Annotated in this window: 23 protein-coding genes and 1 tRNA gene; 12 read left to right on the forward strand and 12 right to left on the reverse strand. The window is 63.2% G+C overall.

Features of this window, described 5'->3' with window-relative positions; all coding sequences use genetic code 11:
• Positions 1-6 precede the first annotated feature (6 nt).
• Entirely contained in the window at positions 7-843 is an 837-nt protein-coding gene (phhA, locus tag NKH97_RS13135; RefSeq protein ID WP_128304180.1) for a phenylalanine 4-monooxygenase, read from the reverse strand.
• 138 nt (positions 844-981) lie between these two features.
• Between phhA and NKH97_RS13140 the strand changes: the two genes are divergently transcribed.
• Both NKH97_RS13140 and bchE read left to right on the forward strand, forming a co-directional pair.
• Complete coding sequence (locus NKH97_RS13140) at positions 982-1,458, forward strand: Lrp/AsnC family transcriptional regulator (protein WP_128304179.1); 477 nt, start codon at positions 982-984, stop codon at positions 1,456-1,458.
• A 116-nt stretch (positions 1,459-1,574) separates the two neighbouring features.
• Complete coding sequence (bchE, locus tag NKH97_RS13145; protein ID WP_352797192.1) at positions 1,575-3,143, forward strand: magnesium-protoporphyrin IX monomethyl ester anaerobic oxidative cyclase; 1,569 nt, start codon at positions 1,575-1,577, stop codon at positions 3,141-3,143.
• Positions 3,144-3,151: 8 nt separating this feature from the next.
• Here the strand turns inward: bchE and argB are convergent, their stop codons facing one another.
• Both argB and NKH97_RS13155 read right to left on the reverse strand, forming a co-directional pair.
• Positions 3,152-4,045 (reverse strand): acetylglutamate kinase, encoded by an 894-nt coding sequence (gene argB, locus NKH97_RS13150; protein WP_013528489.1) that lies wholly within the window; start codon positions 4,043-4,045, stop codon positions 3,152-3,154.
• 159 nt (positions 4,046-4,204) lie between these two features.
• Positions 4,205-5,704: an amidase gene (locus NKH97_RS13155; protein ID WP_352673024.1), complete on the reverse strand. Its 1,500-nt coding sequence runs from the start codon at positions 5,702-5,704 to the stop codon at positions 4,205-4,207.
• A gap of 151 nt (positions 5,705-5,855) precedes the next feature.
• Here NKH97_RS13155 and NKH97_RS13160 point away from each other — a divergent pair, with 151 nt between their 5' ends.
• The 4 genes from NKH97_RS13160 to msrB all read left to right on the forward strand — a co-directional run bounded on the left by NKH97_RS13160 (position 5,856) and on the right by msrB (position 8,615).
• Positions 5,856-6,395 (forward strand): sigma-70 family RNA polymerase sigma factor, encoded by a 540-nt coding sequence (locus NKH97_RS13160; RefSeq protein ID WP_352797196.1) that lies wholly within the window; start codon positions 5,856-5,858, stop codon positions 6,393-6,395.
• Positions 6,392-7,120 carry an anti-sigma factor gene (locus NKH97_RS13165; RefSeq protein WP_352797199.1) on the forward strand — a complete coding sequence of 243 codons (729 nt, stop codon included), beginning with the start codon at positions 6,392-6,394 and terminating at the stop codon, positions 7,118-7,120. The genes NKH97_RS13160 and NKH97_RS13165 overlap by 4 nt, the downstream gene beginning before the upstream one ends.
• A 223-nt stretch (positions 7,121-7,343) precedes the next feature.
• Positions 7,344-7,901 (forward strand): fasciclin domain-containing protein, encoded by a 558-nt coding sequence (locus NKH97_RS13170; RefSeq protein WP_352440603.1) that lies wholly within the window; start codon positions 7,344-7,346, stop codon positions 7,899-7,901.
• 210 nt (positions 7,902-8,111) lie between these two features.
• Complete coding sequence (msrB, locus tag NKH97_RS13175) at positions 8,112-8,615, forward strand: peptide-methionine (R)-S-oxide reductase MsrB (protein ID WP_352553164.1); 504 nt, start codon at positions 8,112-8,114, stop codon at positions 8,613-8,615.
• Between the two features lie 113 nt (positions 8,616-8,728).
• Here the strand turns inward: msrB and NKH97_RS13180 are convergent, their stop codons facing one another.
• On the reverse strand, positions 8,729-10,324 hold the full coding sequence (locus NKH97_RS13180) for a DHA2 family efflux MFS transporter permease subunit (protein WP_023810781.1): 1,596 nt from the start codon (positions 10,322-10,324) through the stop codon (positions 8,729-8,731).
• A 22-nt stretch (positions 10,325-10,346) separates the two neighbouring features.
• Positions 10,347-11,546 carry an HlyD family secretion protein gene (locus tag NKH97_RS13185; protein ID WP_352797203.1) on the reverse strand — a complete coding sequence of 400 codons (1,200 nt, stop codon included), beginning with the start codon at positions 11,544-11,546 and terminating at the stop codon, positions 10,347-10,349.
• 132 nt (positions 11,547-11,678) lie between these two features.
• On the opposite strand from NKH97_RS13185, the gene NKH97_RS13190 reads away from it, so the two are divergent.
• The gene (locus NKH97_RS13190) at positions 11,679-12,413 is read left to right on the forward strand and encodes a TetR/AcrR family transcriptional regulator (protein ID WP_352797205.1); all 735 of its coding nucleotides are present in this window, start codon (positions 11,679-11,681) and stop codon (positions 12,411-12,413) included.
• A 152-nt stretch (positions 12,414-12,565) separates the two neighbouring features.
• On the opposite strand, the gene yihA is transcribed toward NKH97_RS13190, so the two are convergent.
• From yihA to NKH97_RS13205, 3 genes are all read right to left on the reverse strand, one after another.
• Complete coding sequence (gene yihA, locus NKH97_RS13195; protein WP_024502094.1) at positions 12,566-13,225, reverse strand: ribosome biogenesis GTP-binding protein YihA/YsxC; 660 nt, start codon at positions 13,223-13,225, stop codon at positions 12,566-12,568.
• Positions 13,222-13,860 carry a CatB-related O-acetyltransferase gene (locus NKH97_RS13200; protein WP_023810785.1) on the reverse strand — a complete coding sequence of 213 codons (639 nt, stop codon included), beginning with the start codon at positions 13,858-13,860 and terminating at the stop codon, positions 13,222-13,224. Before NKH97_RS13200 ends, yihA begins: the two co-directional genes overlap by 4 nt.
• A gap of 124 nt (positions 13,861-13,984) precedes the next feature.
• Positions 13,985-14,299 (reverse strand): hypothetical protein, encoded by a 315-nt coding sequence (locus NKH97_RS13205; protein WP_352797210.1) that lies wholly within the window; start codon positions 14,297-14,299, stop codon positions 13,985-13,987.
• A gap of 179 nt (positions 14,300-14,478) precedes the next feature.
• Between NKH97_RS13205 and NKH97_RS13210 the strand changes: the two genes are divergently transcribed.
• From NKH97_RS13210 to NKH97_RS13220, 3 genes are read left to right on the forward strand one after another with little or no spacing between them, the layout of a single operon-like run.
• Positions 14,479-14,943: a MarR family winged helix-turn-helix transcriptional regulator gene (locus tag NKH97_RS13210; RefSeq protein WP_352797213.1), complete on the forward strand. Its 465-nt coding sequence runs from the start codon at positions 14,479-14,481 to the stop codon at positions 14,941-14,943.
• Positions 14,936-16,228 (forward strand): HlyD family secretion protein, encoded by a 1,293-nt coding sequence (locus NKH97_RS13215; protein WP_352797214.1) that lies wholly within the window; start codon positions 14,936-14,938, stop codon positions 16,226-16,228. The genes NKH97_RS13210 and NKH97_RS13215 overlap by 8 nt, the downstream gene beginning before the upstream one ends.
• The gene (locus NKH97_RS13220; protein ID WP_352797217.1) at positions 16,225-17,769 is read left to right on the forward strand and encodes a DHA2 family efflux MFS transporter permease subunit; all 1,545 of its coding nucleotides are present in this window, start codon (positions 16,225-16,227) and stop codon (positions 17,767-17,769) included. Before NKH97_RS13215 ends, NKH97_RS13220 begins: the two co-directional genes overlap by 4 nt.
• 183 nt (positions 17,770-17,952) lie before the next feature.
• Here NKH97_RS13220 and NKH97_RS13225 read toward each other — a convergent pair whose 3' ends face one another.
• The 4 genes from NKH97_RS13225 to rpmH form a co-directional block, all read right to left on the reverse strand.
• Positions 17,953-18,513 carry a fasciclin domain-containing protein gene (locus tag NKH97_RS13225; RefSeq protein WP_352440596.1) on the reverse strand — a complete coding sequence of 187 codons (561 nt, stop codon included), beginning with the start codon at positions 18,511-18,513 and terminating at the stop codon, positions 17,953-17,955.
• Between the two features lie 179 nt (positions 18,514-18,692).
• A complete protein-coding gene (gene yidC / locus NKH97_RS13230; RefSeq protein ID WP_352440595.1) occupies positions 18,693-20,504 on the reverse strand; it encodes a membrane protein insertase YidC in 1,812 nt (603 codons plus the stop codon).
• Between the two features lie 14 nt (positions 20,505-20,518).
• Positions 20,519-20,872 (reverse strand): ribonuclease P protein component, encoded by a 354-nt coding sequence (rnpA, locus tag NKH97_RS13235; RefSeq protein ID WP_013528505.1) that lies wholly within the window; start codon positions 20,870-20,872, stop codon positions 20,519-20,521.
• 16 nt (positions 20,873-20,888) lie between these two features.
• Complete coding sequence (rpmH, locus tag NKH97_RS13240) at positions 20,889-21,023, reverse strand: 50S ribosomal protein L34 (RefSeq protein WP_008833937.1); 135 nt, start codon at positions 21,021-21,023, stop codon at positions 20,889-20,891.
• Between the two features lie 278 nt (positions 21,024-21,301).
• Between rpmH and NKH97_RS13245 the strand changes: the two genes are divergently transcribed.
• Together NKH97_RS13245 and NKH97_RS13250 are read left to right on the forward strand one after the other, a co-directional pair.
• Positions 21,302-22,804, forward strand: coding sequence for an ATP-binding protein (locus tag NKH97_RS13245; RefSeq protein ID WP_352440594.1), 1,503 nt, complete (start codon positions 21,302-21,304; stop codon positions 22,802-22,804).
• Between the two features lie 277 nt (positions 22,805-23,081).
• A tRNA-Arg gene (locus NKH97_RS13250) sits at positions 23,082-23,158 on the forward strand.
• The last annotated feature ends 97 nt before the right edge of the window (positions 23,159-23,255 follow it).

Raw genomic sequence — 23,255 nt, forward strand, 5'->3', positions numbered from 1 at the left:
TGCTGCCTAGAGCATCGCCGGGTCAAGCGCCGGCTGGTCCTTGCGCCGGGCGACGATCGCCTCGAAATCGGCGGTCTGGAAGGCATCGCGCAAGGCGTCGAAGGACGGCAGCACGAAATAGGCGCGCTGGAACTTGTCGATCTCGTAGCCGGTGCGCATCACCGTTTCCAGGTCGAAGGGCACGTGGTGGGCGTCCTTGCCTTCGACCGCGAACTGCAGCTCGGTAAACGACGACATCAGGCCGGCGCCAAAGGCCTTTAGCGGCTGGCCGGCCTCCTGCATCAGGCCATATTCGGCCGTGTACCAGTAGAGCCGGGAAATCATCTCGTCGCCACCCAGCGCGATGATGTCGCCGGCCTTCTCGCCATACATCTGCATGAAATCGGCGAACACCGGTTGCGACAGCGCCGGCACGTGGCCGAAGAAATCATGGAACATGTCGGGCTCGACAATGTAGTCGAGCTCCTGCCTGGTCCGCAGCCAGTTGGTGACCGGGAAGCGGCGATCGGCGAGATGATCGAAAAACGGGGCCGCGGGAATGAGCCCCGGCACCGCGACGATCTGCCAACCGGTCAGTTTGCGCAGCTTGGCGCTGACCTCGTCGAAATCGGGAATACGGTCGAGCAGGCCGAGTTTTTCGACGCCGTCGAGATAGGAATGGTGGGCGAGCTTGCGCGTCAACTTGGTTTGGCGGTCGCACAGCGTGCGCCACACCGCCTGCTCTTCTTCGCTGTAATCGTAACCCTGCGACACGGTGAAATCGGCACGGCAGACCGAATAGTCACCGCGCAATCCTTGCGCCGCGCAGTCGCGGGCGTATTCGGCAACGCTCATCGTCGTCATGGTTTTCTCCTCGCAAATCATGAATGGCAGACGTGCCGAAAGGCTACCCGGATTTGCCGAGGGAAATCGGTTTTGATGATGGCTCGAACGGAATATTCGAGATAATATCCACTCACAAAACCCTCTCTCGGAGTGAAAATGCCTCAGTTCGACGATTTCGAGATCAAGATGCTCGATGTCCTGCAGCGCGACGGGCGCAAGCCGGTTTCCGAACTGGCGCAAGAGATCGGCCTGTCGACGACGCCGTGCGCGCGGCGTTTCGAGGCGCTGCAGGATGCCGGCATCATCAAGGGTTTTGCCGCGGTGATCAGCCGCCGCGCGGTCGGGCTGATGGTCGAGGTGTTCATCCAGGTGCGCCTGGTGAGCCACAGCGACGGCTCGCCCGAAAGCTTCATCGCCGCCGTGCAGCGCATGGACGAGGTGTCGTCGTGCTGGACGATGACTGGCGACCATGATTTCCTGCTGCATGTCATGGTGCCGTCGGTCGACGAGCTCAACGCTTTCGTCATGCACCGGCTGATGCGGCTCGACGGCGTGCGCGACGTCCACACGCAGTTGGTGCTGCAGAACATCAAGGGGCCGGGCCATGTGCCGCTCGGGCATCTCCGGAAGTGAGAATGCCTCCTTTCCTCACCCCTTAAGCAAAAGCTGCACGCAAACTGCTGAAACGGGCCAAGCGCGTGTCCACATCGCCGGCCAGCTTGCGCGGACCAAATGCCCAGAGGTCCGCAATGAAAATCGTCCTGATCAATCCACCGCACACCGCCATCGGCAGCCGCGTGCCCGACGACCACCTGCCGCCGCTCGGCCTGCTGGCGCTCGGCGGCCCGCTGATCGATGCCGGCCATGAAGTGCGGCTCGTCGATGCCGAATTCGGGCCGATGCCGCTCGACAGGGTCGTTTGCGATGCACTCGACGATCACCCCGACTTCGTCCTGATCGGCCATTCCGGCTCGACCTCGGCGCATCCGACCGCCTTGCTGATCGCTGAGCAGATCAAGCAGCGGGAGCCGGCGACCATCATCATCTATGGCGGCGTTTTCCCCACCTATCATTGGCGCGACATCCTGTCCGCAACGGATACATTCGACTTCATCGTGCGCGGCGAGGGCGAAGCGACCGTCGTGGCGCTGGTCGAGGCGCTGGAAATGCGCCAGCCACCGGCGAGCGTGGCCGGCATCGCCTATCGCGACGATCTCAGCCGTCCCGTCGCCACGCAACCGGCCATGACCATTGCCGACCTCGACGCCTACCGCGTCGGCTGGGAGCTGATTGAGCACTCGCGGTACAGTTACTGGGGCGGCAAGCGGGCCGTGGTCATGCAGTTTTCGCGCGGCTGTCCGCATCTGTGCAACTATTGCGGCCAGCGCGGCTTCTGGACCCGATGGCGGCATCGCGACCCAGTGAAGTTCGCCAGGGAGATCGCCTGGCTGCACCGCGAGCACGGCGTCGAGCTGATCAATCTCGCCGACGAGAATCCGACGGTCTCGAACAAGGCCTGGCGGGCCTTCCTCGACGCCCTGATCGCCGAGAACGTGCCGGTGCTGATCGTCGGTTCGACCCGCGCCGACGACATCGTGCGCGATGCCGACATCCTGCATCTCTACCGCAAGGCCGGTGTCATCCGCTGGCTGCTCGGCATGGAAAACACCGACGAGCAGACGCTGCAATTGATCCGCAAGGGCGGCAGCATCTCATCCGACCGCGAGGCGATAAGGCTGCTGCGCCTCAACGGCATCCTGTCTATGGCGACCTGGGTGGCCGGCTTCGAGGACGAAGGGTTTCGCGACCTGTGGCGCGGCTTCCGGCAGCTCATCGCCTACGACCCGGACCAGATCCAGGCACTGTATGTGACGCCGCATCGCTGGACGCCGTTCTTCCGCATCGCGCGGGATCGCAAGGTGATCCAGCAGGACGCGCGCCTGTGGGACTACAAGCACCAGGTGCTGCAGATGACGCGGCTGAAACCGTGGATGCTGTTCTTCAGCGTCAAGCTGATCGAGCTGGCGGTGCAGTCGCGGCCGAAGGCGCTGGCGCGCATCCTGTTCCACAAGGATCCCGAGCAGCGCCATTCGATGCGCTGGTACACGCAAATGGGCCGCCGCGTCTGGTTCCGCGAGGTCTGGGGCTTTCTGGTCCGCGACATCAGGGTGAAAGACGGCCCGACGCTGGCCGAATTCTGGGGCGCGCCGCAGGACGCCGAGGAGGAATCGATGTCCGTTCGACGCCCGGCCAGAAAGCCGGCCATTCCCCTCATCGGCAATATTGAAGATTCCGAGGCGAAAAAGTTAGCCGGCTGACGAGCCCCTCAGGGCACGATCAACGTGCCGGCGCCGTGTTCGGTGAACAGTTCCAGCAGCACCGCATGCGGCGTCTTGCCGTTGAGGATGACGACGCCTTCGACACCGCGTTCGATCGCTTCGATGCAGGTCTCGACCTTGGGGATCATGCCGCCCGAGACCGTGCCGTCCTTGATCAGCGCCTTGGCCTCGGCCACGGTCAGTTCGTCGATCAGCTTCTTGTTCTTGTCGAGCACACCCGGCACGTCGGTGAGGAACAGCAGGCGCGTCGCCTGGCAGGCGCCGGCAATGGCGCCGGCGAAGGTGTCGGCATTGATGTTGTAGGTGTGGCCGTCGCGTCCTGGCGCCACCGGCGCCAGCACCGGGATCATCTCGGAGCGTGCCAGAAGATCGAGCAAGGTGCGGTCGACCTCGACCGGCTCGCCGACGAAGCCAAGATCGAGCACGCGCTCGATGTTGGAGTCCGGGTCGATCATGGTCTTGCGGGCCTTTTCGGCGAACACCATGTTGCCGTCCTTGCCGCACAGGCCGATCGCCCATTCGCCCTCGGCGTTGATCAGTGCGACGATCTCCTTGTTGATCGAACCGGCCAGCACCATTTCGACGATCTCGACCGTCTTCTGGTCGGTGACGCGCAGGCCGCCCTCGAACTTCGATTCAATGCCCATCTTGGCCAGCATGGCGCCGATCTGCGGGCCGCCGCCATGGACGACGATCGGGTTGACGCCGGACTGCTTGAGCAGCGCGATGTCGCGCGCGAAGGCCTTGCCAAGCTCGATGTCGCCCATGGCATGGCCGCCATATTTCACCACGACCGTCTTGTGCTCGTAGCGCTGCATGTAGGGCAGCGCCCGCGACAACAGGGCTGCCTGCATTTCGGCGGTGGCGGTTATTTCCGTCATCGGCTTGGTTCCCGGCTTTTTATTTTAAGCATGTCGTTGTCGCAAAACCGCTGGACCCTTTTGGGCGACATGCATCAGGTAAGGACGGCGGCGTCTTAGCGGGAATTGGCGTCGCCCGCAAATGGCTTTGCAGTCATATTCGAGCGCTTCACGACCTCGTCATTGTGGCGGCACCATCAGCGGCGCCCTGCGGTCCAGCCAACCCGAGATCTTCTCCATCTGCGCGGCGAGCGACAAAAGCGTCTCCTCGCCGCCCGGACGGCCGGCCGCCTGGACGCCGAGCGGCAGGCCGGCGTCAGTCACATGGACCGGCAGCGCGATCGACGGCTGGCCGCTGACATTCTGGATCGCCGGCCAAGGGGTGAACCAGAGGCTCTTGTCCATCAGCTGCCCGAAGAACGGCTTCAGCTTCAGCAAAGGCGTCAGATGAAGCTTGTCGAGCAGGTTCTCGATGAGTTCGTCGGCGCCTTTCGGATCCATGGCGCCGCAGGCGAGCGGCGGGTGGGCAATGACCGGCATCAGCACGGCGTCGTACTGCACGGTCTCCGAAATCAGGCGTCGCGAGGCGGCATGCAGCCGCTGCAGGTCGGCATAGGTCTCGCCGGCCGACACCAGTTCGCCGAAGCGGGCGAGCACGCGCGTCGCCCGCTCGATGTCGCCGGTAACGGAGCGCCCGACACGCAGCGCTTCGGCGCGCATCGTGCCGGCAACGGCGGAGGCAACCGTCCTGCAGAAATCGGCGAAGAAATCGCGGCCGATAAAGGGCAGGTCGATCTCTTCGACCGTGTGGCCGCCCTCGCGGGCAAGCGCCACCGCCTTGTCGAGCGCCTTGAGCGTCTCGTCCGAGATCGGCAGGCCAAGCGGCGATTTGCGGTACACGGCCAGGCTGAGCTTGCCGGGATCGCGCGCGGCGGCAGCCGCGAACGTGCCTTTCGGCGGCGGCGCGGCATAGGGCGACAGAGGATCGGGGCCGTGGGTGAGGTCGAGCAGCAGCGCGCAATCGCGCACCGAACGGGTGAGCGCATGATCGACGACCATGCCGTACCAGCTTTCGCTCACCAGCGGCGTCAGCGGTGTGCGGCCGCGCGACGTTTTCAGGCCGACAAGCCCGGTGCAGGCGGCAGGCACGCGAATCGAGCCGCCGCCATCGGAGGCATGCGCCACCGGCACGACGCCGGCTGCGACCAAGGCTGCCGAACCGCCCGAAGAGCCGCCGCTGGTATGGCCGGTGTTCCACGGATTGCGGGTGATGCCAAAGGCCCTGGATTCGGTCATCAATCGAAGCCCGTGCTCCGGCGATGCCGAGGTGACGATCGGGATAAGCCCGGCAGCGAGATAGCGGTCGGTCAGCACCGAATTGACATCGGCCAGCCATGCCGGAATGCGGCTGCCGCCATGCGTCGGCACGCCCTTGATGGCGATGCCTAGATCCTTGATGGCGAAGGGAACACCGGCCAGCGGCAGCGAGCGGTCGATGGTCTTGGCGCGGGCCCGGGCGGCATCGTAGAGCGGTTCGGCCGTGGCATTGATGTCGGGACGGGTGGCCTCAGCGCGGGCAATCGCGGTGTCGGTCAGCTCGACGGCCGAAACGTCGCCCTTGCGGACCAGATTGGCGAGGCCCGTGGCATCTTCTTCCCAAAGGATCCGTTCGACCGACATGCGCGCTCCCCATCACTGAGGGCAAGCTAGCCAGTGGCGATTCCATTGGCAATCGGTGGACGGATCCGGGCTGGCGACACACAAAAGCTTAGGCGTGCACAAGATTATTTCCGCCGTTGCAAATACATCGTAATCGCCTAACTTGCCTGCAATGACGCCGCAGGACATCACCAAGCTGATCGTTCGGACTTCGATGGAGGATCGGGCCGCGTTCGATCTGCTTTACCGGCAGACCAGCGCGAAACTTTTTGGCGTCTGCCTTCGTGTCTTGAACGACCGGGGAGACGCGGAAGAAGCGCTGCAGGAAGTCTTCGTCAAGATATGGACGAAGGCGGATCGTTTTGCGGTCTCCGATCTAAGCCCGATCTCCTGGCTGGTGGCAATCGCGCGCAACCATGCGATCGATCGCATACGAGCGCGGCGCAAGCCTGCCGCCGACATCGATGCCGCGCTCGACGTGGCCGATCCGGCGCCGGGGCCGGAAGCGATGGCGGTGGCGGGAGACGAATCCGAACGTATCCACCATTGTCTCGATGAGTTGGAGAAGGACCGGGCAGCCGCCGTACGGGGGGCCTATCTCAAGGGCGAGAGCTATGCCGAACTGGCGGAGCGCCATGGCGTGCCGCTGAACACGATGCGGACATGGCTGCGCCGCAGCCTGTTGAAACTCAGAGAATGTCTGGAAAGATGACGCTGGCAGAAGACACAGGACCGGAACGTGAAGGCGACGACCTGCTCGCCGCCGAATACGTTCTCGGCGTGCTCGATGCCGACGAACGCCAGATCGTCTCCCGCCGCATCGATGCGGATACGGTTTTCGCTCGTCTTGTCGAGAGTTGGGAGGTCAGTCTCTCACCGCTTGCCGCCGCCTATCGGGAAGTCGAGCCGTCGGTTTCGGTGAAGACCGCTGTCGACCGCCGCCTGTTCGCCAACGCTGCCGCCGTGACCACGCCCGCCGAATCGCGCGGCGGCCTGTGGTCCAGCCTGGCCTTCTGGCGCGGCCTTGCCGCGGCCGCGGCTGCGGCACTGGCGATTTACATCGCCGTGCCAGTCCTCAACCCCCCGGTCGAGCAGCCGCAGGCGCGCCTCGTCGCTTCGCTGGCCGCCGAAGGCAGCGACGTCAGATATCTCGCCGTCTATGATGCCGCGCATCACGAAATCGGCCTGTCGCATGTCTCCGGTGAGCGTGCTTCCGGCAAGGACTTCGAGCTGTGGATGATCGAGGGCAAGAACCCGCCGGTGTCGATGGGCGTCATTCCGGCCGGTGCTACGGCACATATTGTCGTCTCGCCGGCGGCCCAGCAGAAGCTTGCCCAAGGCGCGGTGCTTGCCGTCAGCCTCGAGCCGTCAGGCGGTTCGCCGACCGGACAGCCGACCGGACCGGTAGTCGCCGCCGGCGACCTGAAGAGCATCTGACCGGCTCCGCGCGCTTGAAAAATCACAAAAGACTATCATAAGTCTATCCCTCACTGAACATGCCCATAGACAGCATGTCGGCCGCGACCGATTACTTGGGAAATCCGCCGGGCGCGTTAGATAAAATAAAAAATCACGATATTTCTGAAACTCGGGCGATTTTGTCCCGTATCTCCTCGCGTCCCCAAAAATGGGAAGAGAAAAACCCGAGGAGTTCGACATCATGCGTAGATACGTCACCCTTTTGCTCGCCGGTACGATCGCCGTTTCGGCCCTTGCCACCGCCGCCTATGCCGAAAACCCGATGGTTGGCGGCGCCGCGATGTTTGCCGACAAGAACATCGTCGAGAACGCCGTGAACTCGAAGGACCACACCACGCTGGTCGCCGCCGTGAAGGCCGCCGGCCTTGTCGAGACGCTACAGGGCGCCGGTCCGTTCACTGTGTTCGCTCCGACCAACGAGGCCTTCGCAGCCCTTCCGGCCGGGACGGTCGAGACGCTGCTCAAGCCTGAAAACAAGGACAAGCTCACCAAGATCCTCACCTGCCATGTCATCGGTGCCAAGGCGATGGGGGCGGACGTGGCCTCGATGGCCAAGGCTGACGGCGGCACCCACAAGGTCAAGACGGCCGGCGGCTGCGAGCTGTCGCTCAAGGCTGACGGCGGCAAGGTCACCGTCACAGACGAGAACGGCAATGTCGCCAATGTGACGATCGCCGATGTCGAACAGTCCAATGGCGTCATCCACGTCATCGACAAGGTTCTTTTGCCGAAGATGTAACAAGGGGCTTGCTGCCGGCGAACTGGCAGCAAGGGCCCTCCGTCGATTGCACGATCCCGCTCTGTGATCCGCAATTGACCCGCGCACTCCGCGCCTCCCACATTCGGATGTGGGCGGGCGCGGAGTGTTCGTTCGAGGGGCTTCCGTCACCGGCTTTTGATTTCCGCGCGACGGTATAGTTTGGCAAAAGGACATCAGGAGGAACTGGTCATGAACCGTCGCGACTTTCTTTTGAGCGGTGCCGCCGCCATCGGCGTCGTCGGGATCGCGGCAACGATGCTGCGCATGGGCGATCCGCAGGCAGCACAGGCCGCCGAAAAATTCGAAGTCACCAAGACCGACGCCGAGTGGAAAGCCATCCTGTCGCCTGCCGCCTTCAACGTGCTGCGCAAGGAAGGCACGGAGTATCCCGGCACCAGCCCGCTGCTCAACGAACACCGCAAGGGCATCTTCGCCTGTGCCGGCTGCGACCTGCCGCTCTATTCGTCGGAGACGAAATTCGATTCCGGCACCGGCTGGCCGAGCTTCTGGCAAGAGATCCCCAAGGCTATCGGCACGACCGTGGACCGCTCGCTCGGCATGACGCGCACCGAGGCGCATTGCCGCCGCTGCGGCGGCCATCTCGGCCACGTCTTCGACGACGGTCCGGCGCCGACCGGCCTGCGCCACTGCATCAACGGCGTCGCGCTGACCTTCAAGCCCGCCACAGCCTGACAAATTCCAACTGGATATGAAAAACTCCGGGCTTGCGGGCCCGGAGTTTTTTGCGCGGTCAGAGCTTTTTCAGGCGTGGACTGGAGGAGCTTCCCGAAACAGCTGCCCACGTATCAGTGGCCGCCGCCGCCACCTCCGCCCGCCGCGGCCGGCTTGCGGATCAGCATGGTGAACATGCCAAGCGTCGCAAACAGCACCGTCAGCATGAAGAACACATCCATGAAGGACAGCAGCGCCGCCTGCTGCTGGACCATGCCAGACAGCTTGGAGATCGCGGCACTTGTCGCGTCGAGGCCGGGGGTTTGCTCGAAATTGAGCGTCATGTTCTGCAGCTTGGTCTGCGCGGCTTCACTGCCCCATTGCACATGTTCGGAGAGCCTTGCGTAGTGGAAGGCATTGCGGTCGATCAGCACGGTATTGATCAGGGCGAGGCCAACCGCACCGCCAAGGTTGCGGGTGAGGTTGAACAGGCCTGAAGCGTTCTTCAGCCGCTCGGGCGGCAAGGTGCCGAGCGCGATGTTGTTGATCGGCACCATGCACAGCATCATCGAACAGCCGCGCAGGATTTGCGGGATGAGCAGCTCATAGAAATCCCAGTCGGCGGTCAGATGCGTCATCCACCAGGTGCCGGTGGCGAAGCCGAAGAAGCCGATCATCATCATCAGCCGCGGGTCCATCTTATTCGACAGGATGCCCGAGATCGGCGCGGTGAAGAACATGGCCAGGCCGCTGACGAACAGCGCCTCGCCGATCATCATCGAATCGTAGCCACGGATGCGCCCGAGATACACCGGGTAGAGATAGGTCAGGCCGTAAAGGCCGATGCCTATGACGAAGGAGAACAGCGAGCCGAAGGCGAAGTTGATGTTGGTGAAGGCCTTCAGGTCGACGATCGGCTCCTCGGCGGTGAACGCCCGCCAGAAGAACAGCACCGCGCCGATGGTCATGACAATGGCGCAGATGAAGACGCCCTGATCCTGCATCCAGTCATTGTTGGGACCCTCCTCGAGCACATATTCCATGCAGCCCAGGAGAGCCGCCATGCCGGCGAGGCCCCACCAGTCGAACTTGCTGAACAGCTTGAGGTTGGGTTTGTCGAAGTCGATCAGCGTCCAGGCCGCCGCTGTGACCAGGATGCCGGGCACGACATTGACCAGGAACAGCCAGTGCCAGGACATGGCATGGCTGATGTAGCCGCCGACAGTCGGGCCGATGGTCGGCGCCAACGTCGCCACCAGGCCGATCATCGGCGAGACGAAGGCGCGGCGCGAGGGCGGGAAGATGGTGAAGGCAGCGGCGAAGACGCTCGGGATCATGCCGCCGCCGATGAATCCCTGGACGGCGCGGTAGACGATCATCTGGTCGATGTTGGTGGCGGTCGCCGCCAGCGCACTGGCCGCGGTGAAACCCGCCGCCGAGATCGTGAACAGCACGCGCGTCGACAGCATCCGGCTGAGGAAGCCTGACAGCGGGATCATCACCACTTCGGCGATCAGATAGGCGGTCTGCACCCACGGGATTTCGTCGGAGCTGGCGCTCAGGCCGGCCTGGATTTCCGACAGCGAGGCGGAGACAATCTGGATGTCGAGGATGGCCATGAACATGCCGAACACCATCGCCAGGAAGGCGATGACGCGCCGCGTCGAAATGGTGTCAGGCACAGCCGGCCTCGCCGGCGGCGCTCCTGCTGTCAGGGTTGCGGTTGCCATGGCATTGCTCCCCGGCGGCCGCTCAGTTCGACGCTGCCGCTGATGCCGAACCAGATGGGGCGGTACGGCTGTCGACGGCGACGACGACGCTCAGGCCGGCGCGCAGCTTGCCGCTCTTCAGCGCATCGGCGGGCACATCGATGCGGACCGGAACGCGCTGCACGACCTTGGTGAAGTTGCCGGTGGCGTTTTCGGGCGGCAGCAGCGAGAACACGGCACCCGAAGCCGGCGCCAGCGACGAGACGGTCCCCTCGAAGTCCTGGCCGTCGGTCGCATCGACCGAGATCTTGACCTTCTCGCCGGGCACCAGCCGGGCAAGCTGCGTCTCCTTGAAGTTGGCGACGATGTAGAGCTTGTCCATCGGCACGATGACGGCGAGCTTCTGGCCGGGGCTGACAAGGTCGCCCTGTTCGACCGAGCGGTTGCCGACGATGCCGTCATAAGGCGCCTTGAGCACGGTGAAGGAAAGATCGCGCAGCGCCTTGTCATGGCTGAGCTGCAGGGACGCCAGCGTGCTCGCCGATTCCGCGCGTTGCGCCTGCAGCACGCCGATATTGGCCTGCGCGGCGGCGATCTGTGCGTCGGCGCCGACAAGGGCGGCATCGGCTTGCTGGACCGCCGTCTGGGCGTCGTCCAGCTGCGCCTGCGTGCCGACATGGGTCTTGAGCAGTTGCGAGGCGCGCGCCGCGACCTTGGCCGCATTGTCGGCGGCGGCCTGATCGGCGACCTTCTGCGCCTGGGCCTGCTGCAGCGAGGCGCGGGCTGCTTCGGTCTGGGCGTCGATGCGGTCGAGCGTTTTGCTCAAGGTGGCGATCTGCGCCTCGGCCTGGGCGACGGCAATCTTATAGTCGCCGTCATCGACGACGAGCAGCGGATCGCCGGCCTTGACCAACTGGTTCTCGCTGACCTTGACCTGATCGACATAGCCGGAAATCTTGGGCGAGATGAACGCCATGTCCGCCTGGACATAGGCGTCTTCCGTCGAGATCATGAAGCGGCCCGTTGTCCAGTAATCGTAACCGTACCAGGCGCCGGCGCCGAGCAAGGCAACGCCGATGATCGGCAGCAGAAATGAACGAACCGAGCGCTTCTTCTTGACCGGAGCCTCTGCCGGCGGCGACGAGACGGGCTGGACAGGCATATCCGGCGCTTCCGTAGCCGGCGCAACCTTGGCGTTGGGGAAGGGACGGACTTCGGCTGTGGTCGGCGCGTTCGAGGACATGACATCTCTCTAAAGTTATAATATGATACTGAACCGTTCGGTTCGATCCGGCCGTTGACATAGCGCGTAAAGAGGACCATATCAAGGGCAATCGAACCGCTTGGTTCGAATTATTTTCGAGGTGTGACTTTCATGGCCGAGATCCCGCCCAATGTCGAAAACGAGTCGTGCGACGACCTGTTGGAAAGCTTGCGCCGTGGCCGCCCGGCCGCGGGGCAGGATCCGGTCAAGCGCAGCCAGATCATCGACGGCGCCCGTCGTGTCTTCATCGACAAGGGCTTCGAAGCCGCCTCGATGAACGACATCACCCGCGAGGCCGGTGTCTCCAAGGGTACGATCTACGTCTACTTCGCCAACAAGGAGGAGTTGTTCGAAGCGCTGATCGAGGAAGAGCGCGGCACCATCTTCAAGAACATGTATGACGTGCTGGACAATGCCGACAACCTGCGCGAGACGCTGGTGAAGTTCGGCAAGGTGCTGGCCCTCAAGATCACGTCGGCCAAGGTCATCCAGGCACAGCGCACGGTGATCGGGGCATCCGACCGGATACCCGACATGGGCGCGCGTTTTTACGAGCGCGGTCCCAAGCGTGGCCACGACAAGGTCGCGGCCTTTCTCAATGCCGCCATCGAGCGCGACCTGCTGCGCATCGACGATGTCGATCTCGCCGCCTATCAGTTCACCGAACTGTGCCTGGCCGGTCTGTTCCGCCAGTGCATCTTCGCCTACCGTACCAAAGCCCCGACCCAGGACGAGATCGATCACATCGTCAGGTCAGGCGTCAGCATGTTCCTCAGGGCATACGGCACCGAAAGGCTTGTGGCGGAAGAAGGCCATCAGACGATTGCTATCGAGGCCAAGCCTTAACCCAGTTCTAAGGTGTGTTGAGATTCAGGTCAGGCCGAGCCGAAAACGGTGGCTTTCGAGAACCGGAGCGGAGCGGACATTCGGGTCCGTGAGCACCGGAAGCGCAGAAAGCCGTCGTTTGCAGGCCGGCATCACCTGAATATCGACATAGCTTAGCCGCCATTGGCGGCAAGCACGATGGCCGCCTGCAATTCCTGAAGGCCCTCGGCTTTTTCCGAAGACGTCGCCAGCACGAACGGAAACGCCGCCGGCCGCTTCTTGATCTTTGCCAGCGTCTCCTCGATCAGCCGCGGCACGCCGGCAGTCTTGATCTTGTCGGTCTTGGTCAGGACGATCTGGTAGGACACCGCCGCCTTGTCGAGCAGCGACAGCACTTCATCGTCCTTGGCCTTGATGCCGTGACGGGCGTCGATCAGCACATAGACGCGCTTCAGCGTGACGCGGCCCTTGAGATAGTCGAAGACCAGCTTGGTCCACTCGTCGACCTTTTCCTTCGGCGCGGTGGCATAGCCATAGCCGGGCATGTCGACCAGCGCCAAGGGCGGCAGGTCGGCGCCCTCACCCGAAAATCCATCCGGCACGAAATAGTTGAGTTCCTGCGTGCGCCCCGGCGTGTTGGAAGTGCGCGCCAGCCCCTTCTGGTTGACCAGCGCGTTGATCAGCGACGACTTGCCGACATTCGAGCGGCCGGCAAAGGCGATTTCCGGCGGCCCTTCCGGCGGCAAGAATTTCATGGCCGGCACGCCGCGGATGAAGATCCATCCTCGCGTGAACAGTTCGGTGCCGATTATGCTGCTGTTCAGAGCGTTCAAGCTGCTGCCTCCAGAAGAGAAATATTGGCACCCCGGATAGCATCGAGGTTGCGGCTGACCTTGTCCACCGGCCAGTCCCACCACGCCACCGCCAGCAGCCGCCTGATTGTCCGGTCGTCGAAACGCATCTTTACCACCTTGGCCGCGTTGCCGGCGACGATCGCATAGGGCGGCACGTCGTGCGTCACCACCGATTTCGCGGCAACGATGGCGCCGTGGCCGATTTCCACCCCGGGCAAGATCACCGCTTCCATGCCGATCCAGACGTCGCTGCCGACGATGGTGTCGCCGCGCACTTCCCTGGACCAGGTCGCCGGGTCAAAACCCTTTTCCCAGCCATGGCCGAAAATATTGAACGGATAGGTCGAAAAGCCGGACATAGCGTGGTTGGCGCCGTTCATGATGAAGCGCGCGCCCTCGGCGATGGCGCAGAACCTGCCGATGATCAGCTTGTCGCCAATGAACGGATAATGGTGCAGGACGCATTTTTCGGCGAATTTGTCCGGACCGTCGGGGTCGTCATAATAGGTGAAGTCGCCGACCTCGATGTTCGGCGCGTTCACCAGCCCCTTGAGGAAGCCGACGCGGGTATGCATCGGGATCGGGTGCTTGATGTCTGGGTTGGGTCCGTCCATGTCGAAATCCGTCAGAGAAATGGCCGCCAGGCGCATCCGAAACTCGAATGCGCCCGTTCAAAATAGCGTGATCCGCCCTATAGCACCAATAGGGCGACGAGTGAGCTTTCCTTGACGGTCTTGCTCATTTGCTGCCGCGGCAGATCACGATCGGATCGGACAGCGCGCTGTCGAAACCGCTGCCCTGATAGACGGTGACGTTCGCCGCGCCGGGCGGCAGCATGAAGCTGCCTTCGACGATTTTCTGGTCTCCGGCCGGCATGTGGAGAGCCCAGCTATAGGTGCAAAACTGAGGCGGCGCCTGGGGTTCGACGTGGCTGCAGTTCAATTGCGCGCCACCCAGCATGGCGGCGCCGCCGCAGCTGACGGCGTCCTTTGCGAACGCAATGCCCGGCCATCCCGCGATGGCCGATACGGTCAATATCTTCAGCCACTCCATCGTCTCATCCCTGCGCGGCAACAGCCTGCTACCGGAGCCTTTTTGTGGCGTCGCAGCCCATGCGTCATTTTTTCCAGGCGGGCTTAGTCCGTCTTGCGCACCGCGTCCAGCGGGATTATGTGCATGATGATAATAAGCATGCTCACTAAAAGTTGCGCCGAAAAACTCCAGTACCTCCCATGCCATCGTCACCCAACATCAGCTTCGTGCTGCACGATGTCGCGCGCCTGCTTCGAAAGCGGTTCGAGCAGAGGTCGCGGGCATCGGGGCTGACCCGCGCCCAGTGGCAGGTGCTGGCCTATCTCTGCCTGCATGAAGGCATCCACCAGAGCAAACTGGCCGATCTTATCGAGATCACGCCGATCACGCTCGCCCGGCTGCTCGACAGGATGGAGGCACGCAGCTTCATCGAGCGCCGGCCCAATCCCGCCGACCGCCTGGCATGGCTGCTTTACCTGAAGCCGCAAGCCCATCCGCTTATCGAAATCATGCGCAGCAATGGGCAGAAGACGCGTGACGAGGCCTTCGTCGGCCTTTCCGCGGATGCGCAACTGCATCCGCTGCAAACCCTATCCCTCATCAAATCCAATCTGCTCGCGGCTTGCGCCCAGCCTGCCGCCGACCGGGAGAAAACACATGGCTGAATCAACCTCACCAAAGAAGCCTGTCGAAGAAGATGGATCCGCCGCCGACCGGGCGCGCGATCAGGTCATCCGACTGGACAGCGAACGCGAGCAAAGGCGAGCCGGCACCCTCATCGACAATGACGAGCTCGAAGCACCGGTCGCCCTGGAGCCGGCGGCGCTCGAGGCTCCGTCCAAGGAGCCACGCCAGGCCGGGGTTGCGGTGGCGCCTCCGGCGACGGTCAAGCCCAGGCGCAGCCTGACGCGGCCGATCCTGTTTGCCCTGCTTCCGGTCGCCCTGGTCGTCGGCGGCTACTACTACGTCATCGGCGGCCAGGTCATGACAACGGACAATGCCTACATCCAGGCGCAATCGCTCGGCGTGTCCACCGATGTCTCCGGCACCGTGCTCGAGATCGACGTGCACGAGAACGAGGCGGTGAAGAAGGACCAGGTGCTTTTCCGGTTGCGGCCGGCCTCTTTCGAAACCGCCCTTGCCGCGGCCGAGGCGCAGCTCGGGACTGTGCGCAACCAGGTGCTGACCTTGCAGGCGAGCTACCAGCAATCGCAGGCGCTGATCGAGCAGGCGCAGGCCGACATCCCCTACTACGAGGCCGCTTTCCAACGCCAGCAGGATCTGCTCAAGACCTCCACCTCCTCCAAGGCGACCTTCGACAGCGCCCAACACGACCTCGTCGCCGCCCGCCAGAAAGTGTCCGTTGCCCAAGCGCAGGCACAGGCGACGCTTGCCCAGCTTGGCGGCGACGCCAGCCAGCCGGTGGAGAAGAATCCGTTCTACCTTCAGGCGCAATCGGCGGTCGACGACGCCCAGCGCAACCTTGCCGATTCCATCGTCAAGGCGCCGTTCGACGGCATCGTCACCAATGTCGACGCGCTTCAGGTCGGCAAGTACCTGCCGGCTTCGCAGCCGGCCTTCAGCCTGATTTCGGCGACCGATCTGTGGATCGCGGCGGAGCCGAAGGAAACCGAACTGACCTATGTGCGGCCGGGACAGACGGCGACGATCAGCGTCGACAGCTACCCGGGTGCCGTCTGGCACGGTACGGTCGCCTCGATCAGCCCGGCGTCGTCGTCGAGCTTCTCCTTGCTTCCGGCGCAGAACACCACCGGCAACTGGGTCAAGGTCGTACAACGCATTCCGATGCGCGTGACGTTGGACGATCTCCAGGGCAAGCCGCCGTTGCGTGGCGGGATGAGCGTCGTGGTCGGCATCGATACCGGCCATGCGCGCGGCCTGCCGGACTTCGTGACGGACCTCCTCGGCCGGTTCGGACAAAAGTCATGACCGGCGCGTCCGCGACAGGTGGCGTGGTCGCCAATCGCGGCGCCATCACCGCCTGCGTGATCCTCGCCGTCATCATGCAGGCGCTGGACACGACCATCGCCAATGTGGCGCTGCCCTATATCCAGGGCAGCGTTTCGGCGAGCGCCGACCAGATAAACTGGGTGCTGACGTCCTACATCGTCGCGGCGGCCGTCATGACGCCGCCTTCGGGCTATCTTGCCAATCGTTTCGGCCGCAAGCGCATCCTTTTGATATCCATCACCGGCTTCGTCGTCGCATCGGTGCTGTGCGGGTTCGCGCAGTCGCTGCCCCAGATCGTCGGCTTCCGCCTGCTGCAAGGCCTGTTCGGCGCGGCCCTGGTGCCGCTGGCGCAGAGCATCCTGCTCGACATCTACAGCGTCGAGGAGCGCGGCTCGGCGATGGCGCTGTTCGGCGTTTCGGTGATGGTCGGGCCGGTGCTCGGACCGGTCATCGGCGGCTGGCTGACCGAGAATGTCAGCTGGCGCTGGGTGTTCTACATCAACGTCCCGATCGGCGCGCTGGCTTTCGCCGGCGTGTCGATGTTCGTCCAGGAAACCAAGACGGACCTCAAGGCCAGGCTGGACTGGCTGGGCTTCGGCATGCTCAGCATAACCATCGCCGCGCTGCAGATGTTCCTCGATCGCGGCGAGCAGCTCAACTGGTTCTCGTCGTCCGAGATCATCGTCGAGGCGCTGATCTGCGCGTCGGCCTTCTACATCTTCCTCGTCCACACCTTCACCGCCAAAAACACCTTCGTGAACCCGCGGCTGTTCCTCGACAGGAATTTCGCAGTCGGCATGATCTTCATCTTCATCATCGGCATCACCTATCTGGCCTCGCTGGCCCTGATGACGCCTTATCTGCAGACGCTGATGGGCTATCCGGTGGTGACGGCCGGCATCGTCATGGGGCCGCGTGGGCTTGGGACCATGGCTTGCATGTTCCTGGTCGGCAGGCTGATCGGCAAGGTGGACACGCGCTGGCTGCTGCTGACCGGCCTGCTGGTCACCGCCTGGGCGATGTACGACATGACCGGCTGGACCCCTGATGTGTCGCAATGGACGATCATCAGCACCGGCTTCATCCAGGGCGCTGGCCTGGGCTTCCTTTTCGTGCCGCTGACCACCATCACCTTCGCCACGCTGGCGCCGGAGCGGCGCGCGGAAGGCACAGGCCTTTACAATCTGTCGCGGAACATCGGCTCCAGCGTCGGCATATCGGTGGTCACCGCGCTGTTGACGGAGAACGTGCAGATCAACCACGCCAGCATCGCCACCTATGTGACGCCCTACAACCAGGCGTTCGGCAATCCGGCGATCTTCCAGGCGATGGACCCCTACAGCGCCGCCGGGCGTGCCGCTGCGCTCGACGGCGTGGTGACGCTGCAGGCGACCATCATCAGCTACATGAACGACTTCAAGCTGATGATGATCCTGTCGCTTGCCGCCATTCCGCTGGTTCTGTTGCTGCGCAAGCCGGCGACTCCGGCCAAGATCGACCACAGCGCCGTGATGGAGTGACGGTCGAAGCTCATCCGGCAGGACAAGCAACAGCCGAAAAGAAACCGGGGTCCTGTGAGGGACTACAGGACCCCGGCCGATGCCGATACGACTTCCCAAGAAACATGGCACCTCGTCATGAGGTGGGACGGCAGGCCGAGAAAGCCCCAACGGACCTGCCTTGATCCCCTTTGCCGAAAGCCGTTACTTCGGCAACAGCACCTTGTTGACGACATGGATGACGCCGTTCGACTGGTTGACGTCGGCGATCGTCACTCGCGCCTCGCCGCCTGACTCATCCATGATGTAGAGCTTGCCCTTCTTGACTTCGGCGGTCAGCGTGTCACCGGAGACGGTTTTCATCTCGTACTTGCCGCCCATCGCCTTGGCCTTCTTCATCATTTCGGCGCCCGAAATCTTGCCGGCCACGACATGCGCGGTCAGCACCTTGGTGAGCTTGTCCTTGTTCTCCGGCTTCAGCAGCGTGTCGACGGTGCCCTTGGGCAATTTCGCAAACGCTGCATTGGTCGGGGCAAAGACTGTGAACGGGCCAGCGCCCTGCAGCGTGTCGACCAGGCCGGCGGCCTTGACCGCGGCGACCAGCGTCGTGTGATCCTTCGAATTGACGGCGTTCTCGACGATGTTCTTGGTGGTGTACATCGGCGCGCCGCCGACATTCGGGTTTTTGGCATAGGCGGGCGCGGCAATCGCCACGCCGGCGATGAGCGCGGAAAAGGCGATGGTCCTGAATGACGGCAAGCGCATGTGGTCTTCCTCCGGGTGAGGGCTGATCGGAATTGATAGCCTTTGGAAACGCACAGGCAGTCACGCCCCCGGCGAGGCGCAAGTTTCGCCGATCACGGGAACGTGATCCCGGAGTTGCTTAAACGGAAAAAGCCCCGCGCGAGGCGGGGCTTTGAAGGCTGGAGAAAGCGCTGCGCCTTCTATTCGGCCGGTGATGGTTTCTTTCGAAACAGTGCGACCAGATTGTCCCACAGCTCGATCTTGGCGCCCTGGCGCTTCATGATGATGCCCTGCTGGAGGATCGACAGCGTGTTGTTCCAGGCCCAGTAGATGACCAGGCCGGCCGGGAAACCCGCCATCATGAAGGTGAAGATGACAGGCATCCAGGTGAAGATCGCCGCCTGCGTCGGGTCCGGCGGCGTCGGGTTCATGCGCATCTGCAGGAACATGGTGACGCCCATGATCAGCGGCCAGACGCCGATCATCAGCATGTGCGGCAGGGTGACCGGGATCAGGCCGAACAGGTTGAACAGCGACGTCGGGTCGGGTGCGGCCAGATCCTGGATCCAGCCGAAGAACGGCGCGTGCCGCATCTCGATGGTGATGTAGAGCACCTTGTAGAGCGAGAAGAAGACCGGGATCTGCAGCGCCACCGGCCAGCAGCCGGCAAGCGGGTTGATCTTCTCGGTCTTGTACAGCTCCATCATCGCCTGCTGCTGCTTCATCTTATCGTCCGCGTATTTCTCGCGGATCTCGAGCATTTTCGGCTGCACCTTCTTCATGTTCGCCATCGACGCGTAGGACTTGTTGGCGAGCGGATAGAAGATGGCCTTGACGATGACGGTGGTGGCGAGGATGGCCAGGCCGAAATTGCCGAAGAATTTGTAGAGCGTGTCGATCAGCCAGAACATCGGCTTGGTGATGAAGTGGAACCAGCCCCAGTCGATCAGGAGATCGAACCGCTTGATATGACGGTCTTCCGCATAGGCGTTGATCTTGCCGACTTCCTTGGCGCCGGCGAAGATTTCGCTCTCCACCGTCGCCGACTGGCCGGCATCGACGGTGATCGGGTCGGTGAGGAAGTCGGACTGGTAGCGATGGCGGCCGTCCTCGAAATAGGCGTAGCGCGGCTGGAACGGCTGCTTCTCCGTCGGCACCAGCGTCACCGCCCAGTATTTGTCGGTGATGCCGAGCCACCCGTCGGTCGACTTGCCCGGCGTGAACTGCTTGTCCTTCTCGATGGACGCGTATTTGTGCTCCTGCAGGCCTTCGGTGCCGGTGAAGCCGATCAGGCCCTCATGCAGCACATAGGTGCTGGCAACCAGCGGCTTGTCGAAGCGGGTGACGCGGCCGTAATTGGACAGCGAGACAGCGGCCGTGCCCGCATTCTGCACCGTGTCGGACACCGTGAACATGTAGTTGGTGTCGACGGAAAAGGTGCGCTTGAAGGTCAGGCCCTTGTCGTTCGAATAGGTCAGCGTGACCGGGGTCGTCGGCGTCAGCGTCGCATTGCCGTCGACGGCCCACACAGTCTCGGGACCAGGCACCGCGCCGGTCTTGTCGTTGCCGACGAAGCCGATCTCGGCATAGTAGCCATTGGGCAGTGCCGCCGGGTTGAGCAGGCTGATCTCGGGCGAGTTCTTGTCGACCGTCTCAGTGTAGTGCTTGAGCTTGAGGTCGTCGAGACGGGCGCCGGTCAGGTTGATTGAACCCTCGAGGCTCGGCGTGTCGATCCTGGCGCGGGTGGTCGTGGCGAGTGCCTGTTCGCGGCCGGCCGGCGTCACGGCGTCTGTTCCCGGTGCGTTGGGAATGGCGCCAGGGGCGACGGGCGTTCCGGTGTCGGTACCGGGATTTGTGCCGGCGGCCTTCTTCTGCTCCTCGACGCGCTGCTGTTCGACGCGGGCTGCCTCGCGCTGCGCTTCGCTGCGCGGCAACACGTAAAAATATTGCCATACCGCCAGGATCAGCACCGACAGCGCGATGGTGATGAAGAAGTTCCGGTTGTTTTCCATCGAAAGCCCTTGGCCTATCGTGTTCCGCGCAGTCGGCGGGAGAGTTCGGCCTTCAACTGGCCGAACGGAGTGGTAAGCACGTCTTCGCGCCCGACGATGACATAGTCATTGCCAGGCGCCATGTCACTTGCAGCATGCGTGCGGACGGCTTCTCGCAGCCGCCGCCGGACACGGTTGCGGACAACCGCATTGCCGACCTTCTTGGTGACGGTGTAGCCGACGCGCGGCGACAGGCCGTCGCCGCGGTCGAGAACCTCAACGAGAAAAAGCCGCCCGCGTCGCTTTTCACCACGACGGACGGCCAGGAATTCCGCGCGCTTCAGAAGCCGCTTGGGATTTGGTCCCACTGGCTTGCCGGATGCGGGCAACGATCTCGTCTTCCGTTCAGGCGCTGAGCCGCTTGCGACCGCGGTTGCGGCGAGCTGCGACGACGCCGCGACCACCCTTGGTGGCCATGCGGGCACGGAAGCCGTGCCGACGTTTGCGGACGAGTTTAGACGGTTGGTAGGTACGCTTCATTTGTTTTAATACCGCGGGGTGCGGCCCTTCTTGATTCTGTCACTGTGTAACAGGAGCTTTGCCGGGCCGGCTTTGGCGCGATCGAAACCGCGCCGGGACGAATGGCCCGAGCGTGTGCGGGCTTATAGAAAGAAGGCTTTTGGAAGTCAATCCGGAGTCGTCGGGCGCAATCCGGCTCCGTTCAGGCCGGTTTATGTTTGCGACCAAGGATGAAATTGGCAAGAAAGCCGTAATCGCCTAATCTGCGTTGATCAAGTGATCGTGAAGACATTAGCCGCATGAGCGAAACCATACAGGCACAGGAAGGGATCGGCACGGCGGGGTCCACCGAGGCGCCAGCCACCGTGCGCACGGTTCCGCTGTCGCGCGGCCTGTCGACCAAGCTGCTGCTGCTGACCATCGTCTTCGTGCTGTTGGCCGAAGTGCTGATCTTCCTGCCCTGGATCGCCAGCTACCGGCTGAACTGGCTGAAGGAGCGGCTGAGCACGGCGGCGGCGGTGTCGATCGTGCTGGTGCAAGGCGAATCCACCTCGCTGTCGCGCACGGCCCAGAACGACGTGCTGATGGCGATCGGCGCCAAGGCGATCGCGGTGCGCGACGGCGGCGTCTCGCGGCTGCTGGTGGTGGCCGAAATGCCGCCGAAGGTCGACGAACACATCGATATCGCTTCGATCGGCATGATCAAGGGCATGACCGGCGCGCTCGACACGCTGTTTTTCGGCGGCGACCGGATGCTGCGCGTCTTCGGCCCGGTCGGCGAGTCCGACAAGGAGTTCGAGCTGATCATGCCGGACAACAGCCTGCGCAATGCGATGCTGCGCTATTCGCGCAACGTCGCCTTCGTCTCGCTGCTGATCTCGCTGTTCACCGCCATGCTGGTCTACGCCGCCATCGACCTGATCATGATCGGGCCGATCCGGACCATGACGCGCTCGATGCTGTCCTTCTCCGAAGCGCCCGACGATCCCGGACGGATCATCCATCCGGCTGCCCGCGCCGACGAGATCGGCGTTGCCGAGCGCGAGCTGTCGCAGATGCAGGAGCGGCTGCAAAAAATGCTCTCCGAGCAGAAGCATCTTGCCGACCTCGGCCTCGCGGTCTCCAAGATCAACCATGACATGCGCAACATCCTGGCCTCGGCGCAGCTGATGTCGGACCGCCTGCGCCAGGTCAAGGATCCGACCGTGCAGGCCTTCGCGCCGAAACTGCTGCGCGCACTCGACCGCGCCGTGTCTTATTCCGAAGGCGTGCTTCACTACGGCCGCACGCAGGAGCCGCCGCCCGCGCGGCGCCGGCTCCGGCTCCGGCAGCTGGTCGAGGACGTGCAAGGCTTGCTCGACATCGAGCAAGGCATCGAGTTCGTCAATTCGGTCGAGCCGACCTTCGAGGTCGATGCCGATTCCGACCAGTTGTTCAGGGTGCTGACCAATCTGTGCCGGAATTCCGTGCAGGCGATGGCGGCCGACAGCGAAAACGCCCTGGTGCGCCGCCTGGCGGTGTCGGCCGTGCGCCTGGGCAGCGTCAGCCGCATTGCCGTCAGCGACACCGGCCCCGGCCTGCCGCCGAAGGCGCGGGAAAACCTGTTCGCGGCGTTCCGCGGCTCGGCCCGCAGCGGCGGCACCGGCCTTGGCCTGGCGATCGCGCATGAATTGATCCGCGCCCATGGCGGCACGGTGGAGCTGGTCGAGAGCATCGGCGGACGCACCACATTCGCGGTCACCATTCCCGACCAGCCGGTCCGGCTCGACCAGGCCCGCAACGGCCTGCGCCGCCCGGCATGATGTTTCGGGCGCGTTTTGCTCCGATGCTCGTGCCTCCGGGTCCGGCGCTCCTTTTCTCAGGGATCGGCGCTCTTCCCTTCAAGGATTGAGTTCGGGCTCAACTCCGGAGCCATTTCAAGCGCCGGGATCCGGGCCGTCATCGCCAACAAAGGCACTTGTGACAAAACTTTTGCCGGATCGACTTGCTTTTCGGAAATTCAGTCGCTAGGGAACACGTCTCGTCGCGACCGGTCGTTTACGATCGGATTGCGGGGTCATGGAAAGCATGGCCTGTTGCGCGCCCGTAGCTCAGCTGGATAGAGCACCAGACTACGAATCTGGGGGTCAGGAGTTCGAATCTCTTCGGGCGCGCCATTCCATCCAATTGAAATCTTTGGCATTTTGCCTCAGCCGGCTGCGGCACTGGCTTAATTCCGAAATTCAGCCGATTTGGATGAACGATTCCTTTGAA

Origin of the sequence: Mesorhizobium sp. M0870, assembly GCF_040319775.1 — a bacterium.
GTDB lineage: Bacteria > Pseudomonadota > Alphaproteobacteria > Rhizobiales > Rhizobiaceae > Mesorhizobium.

What these genes read in the sequence shown, in the direction of transcription:
- NKH97_RS13180 (WP_023810781.1), bottom strand. Translation starts at nt 10,324, where the DNA reads ATGGCAACCGCAACCCTGACAGCAGGAGCGCCGCCGGCGAGGCCGGCT.
- rpmH (WP_008833937.1), bottom strand. Translation starts at nt 21,023, where the DNA reads ATGAAGCGTACCTACCAACCGTCTAAACTCGTCCGCAAACGTCGGCAC.
- NKH97_RS13170 (WP_352440603.1), top strand. Translation starts at nt 7,344, where the DNA reads ATGCGTAGATACGTCACCCTTTTGCTCGCCGGTACGATCGCCGTTTCG.
- yidC (WP_352440595.1), bottom strand. Translation starts at nt 20,504, where the DNA reads ATGGAAAACAACCGGAACTTCTTCATCACCATCGCGCTGTCGGTGCTG.
- msrB (WP_352553164.1), top strand. Translation starts at nt 8,112, where the DNA reads ATGAACCGTCGCGACTTTCTTTTGAGCGGTGCCGCCGCCATCGGCGTC.
- NKH97_RS13225 (WP_352440596.1), bottom strand. Translation starts at nt 18,513, where the DNA reads ATGCGCTTGCCGTCATTCAGGACCATCGCCTTTTCCGCGCTCATCGCC.
- NKH97_RS13190 (WP_352797205.1), top strand. Translation starts at nt 11,679, where the DNA reads ATGGCCGAGATCCCGCCCAATGTCGAAAACGAGTCGTGCGACGACCTG.
- NKH97_RS13245 (WP_352440594.1), top strand. Translation starts at nt 21,302, where the DNA reads ATGAGCGAAACCATACAGGCACAGGAAGGGATCGGCACGGCGGGGTCC.
- argB (WP_013528489.1), bottom strand. Translation starts at nt 4,045, where the DNA reads ATGACGGAAATAACCGCCACCGCCGAAATGCAGGCAGCCCTGTTGTCG.
- NKH97_RS13155 (WP_352673024.1), bottom strand. Translation starts at nt 5,704, where the DNA reads ATGTCGGTCGAACGGATCCTTTGGGAAGAAGATGCCACGGGCCTCGCC.
- NKH97_RS13200 (WP_023810785.1), bottom strand. Translation starts at nt 13,860, where the DNA reads ATGGACGGACCCAACCCAGACATCAAGCACCCGATCCCGATGCATACC.
- NKH97_RS13210 (WP_352797213.1), top strand. Translation starts at nt 14,479, where the DNA reads ATGCCATCGTCACCCAACATCAGCTTCGTGCTGCACGATGTCGCGCGC.
- NKH97_RS13205 (WP_352797210.1), bottom strand. Translation starts at nt 14,299, where the DNA reads ATGGAGTGGCTGAAGATATTGACCGTATCGGCCATCGCGGGATGGCCG.
- NKH97_RS13165 (WP_352797199.1), top strand. Translation starts at nt 6,392, where the DNA reads ATGACGCTGGCAGAAGACACAGGACCGGAACGTGAAGGCGACGACCTG.
- bchE (WP_352797192.1), top strand. Translation starts at nt 1,575, where the DNA reads ATGAAAATCGTCCTGATCAATCCACCGCACACCGCCATCGGCAGCCGC.
- NKH97_RS13140 (WP_128304179.1), top strand. Translation starts at nt 982, where the DNA reads ATGCCTCAGTTCGACGATTTCGAGATCAAGATGCTCGATGTCCTGCAG.
- NKH97_RS13185 (WP_352797203.1), bottom strand. Translation starts at nt 11,546, where the DNA reads ATGTCCTCGAACGCGCCGACCACAGCCGAAGTCCGTCCCTTCCCCAAC.
- NKH97_RS13160 (WP_352797196.1), top strand. Translation starts at nt 5,856, where the DNA reads ATGACGCCGCAGGACATCACCAAGCTGATCGTTCGGACTTCGATGGAG.
- NKH97_RS13220 (WP_352797217.1), top strand. Translation starts at nt 16,225, where the DNA reads ATGACCGGCGCGTCCGCGACAGGTGGCGTGGTCGCCAATCGCGGCGCC.
- NKH97_RS13215 (WP_352797214.1), top strand. Translation starts at nt 14,936, where the DNA reads ATGGCTGAATCAACCTCACCAAAGAAGCCTGTCGAAGAAGATGGATCC.
- phhA (WP_128304180.1), bottom strand. Translation starts at nt 843, where the DNA reads ATGACGACGATGAGCGTTGCCGAATACGCCCGCGACTGCGCGGCGCAA.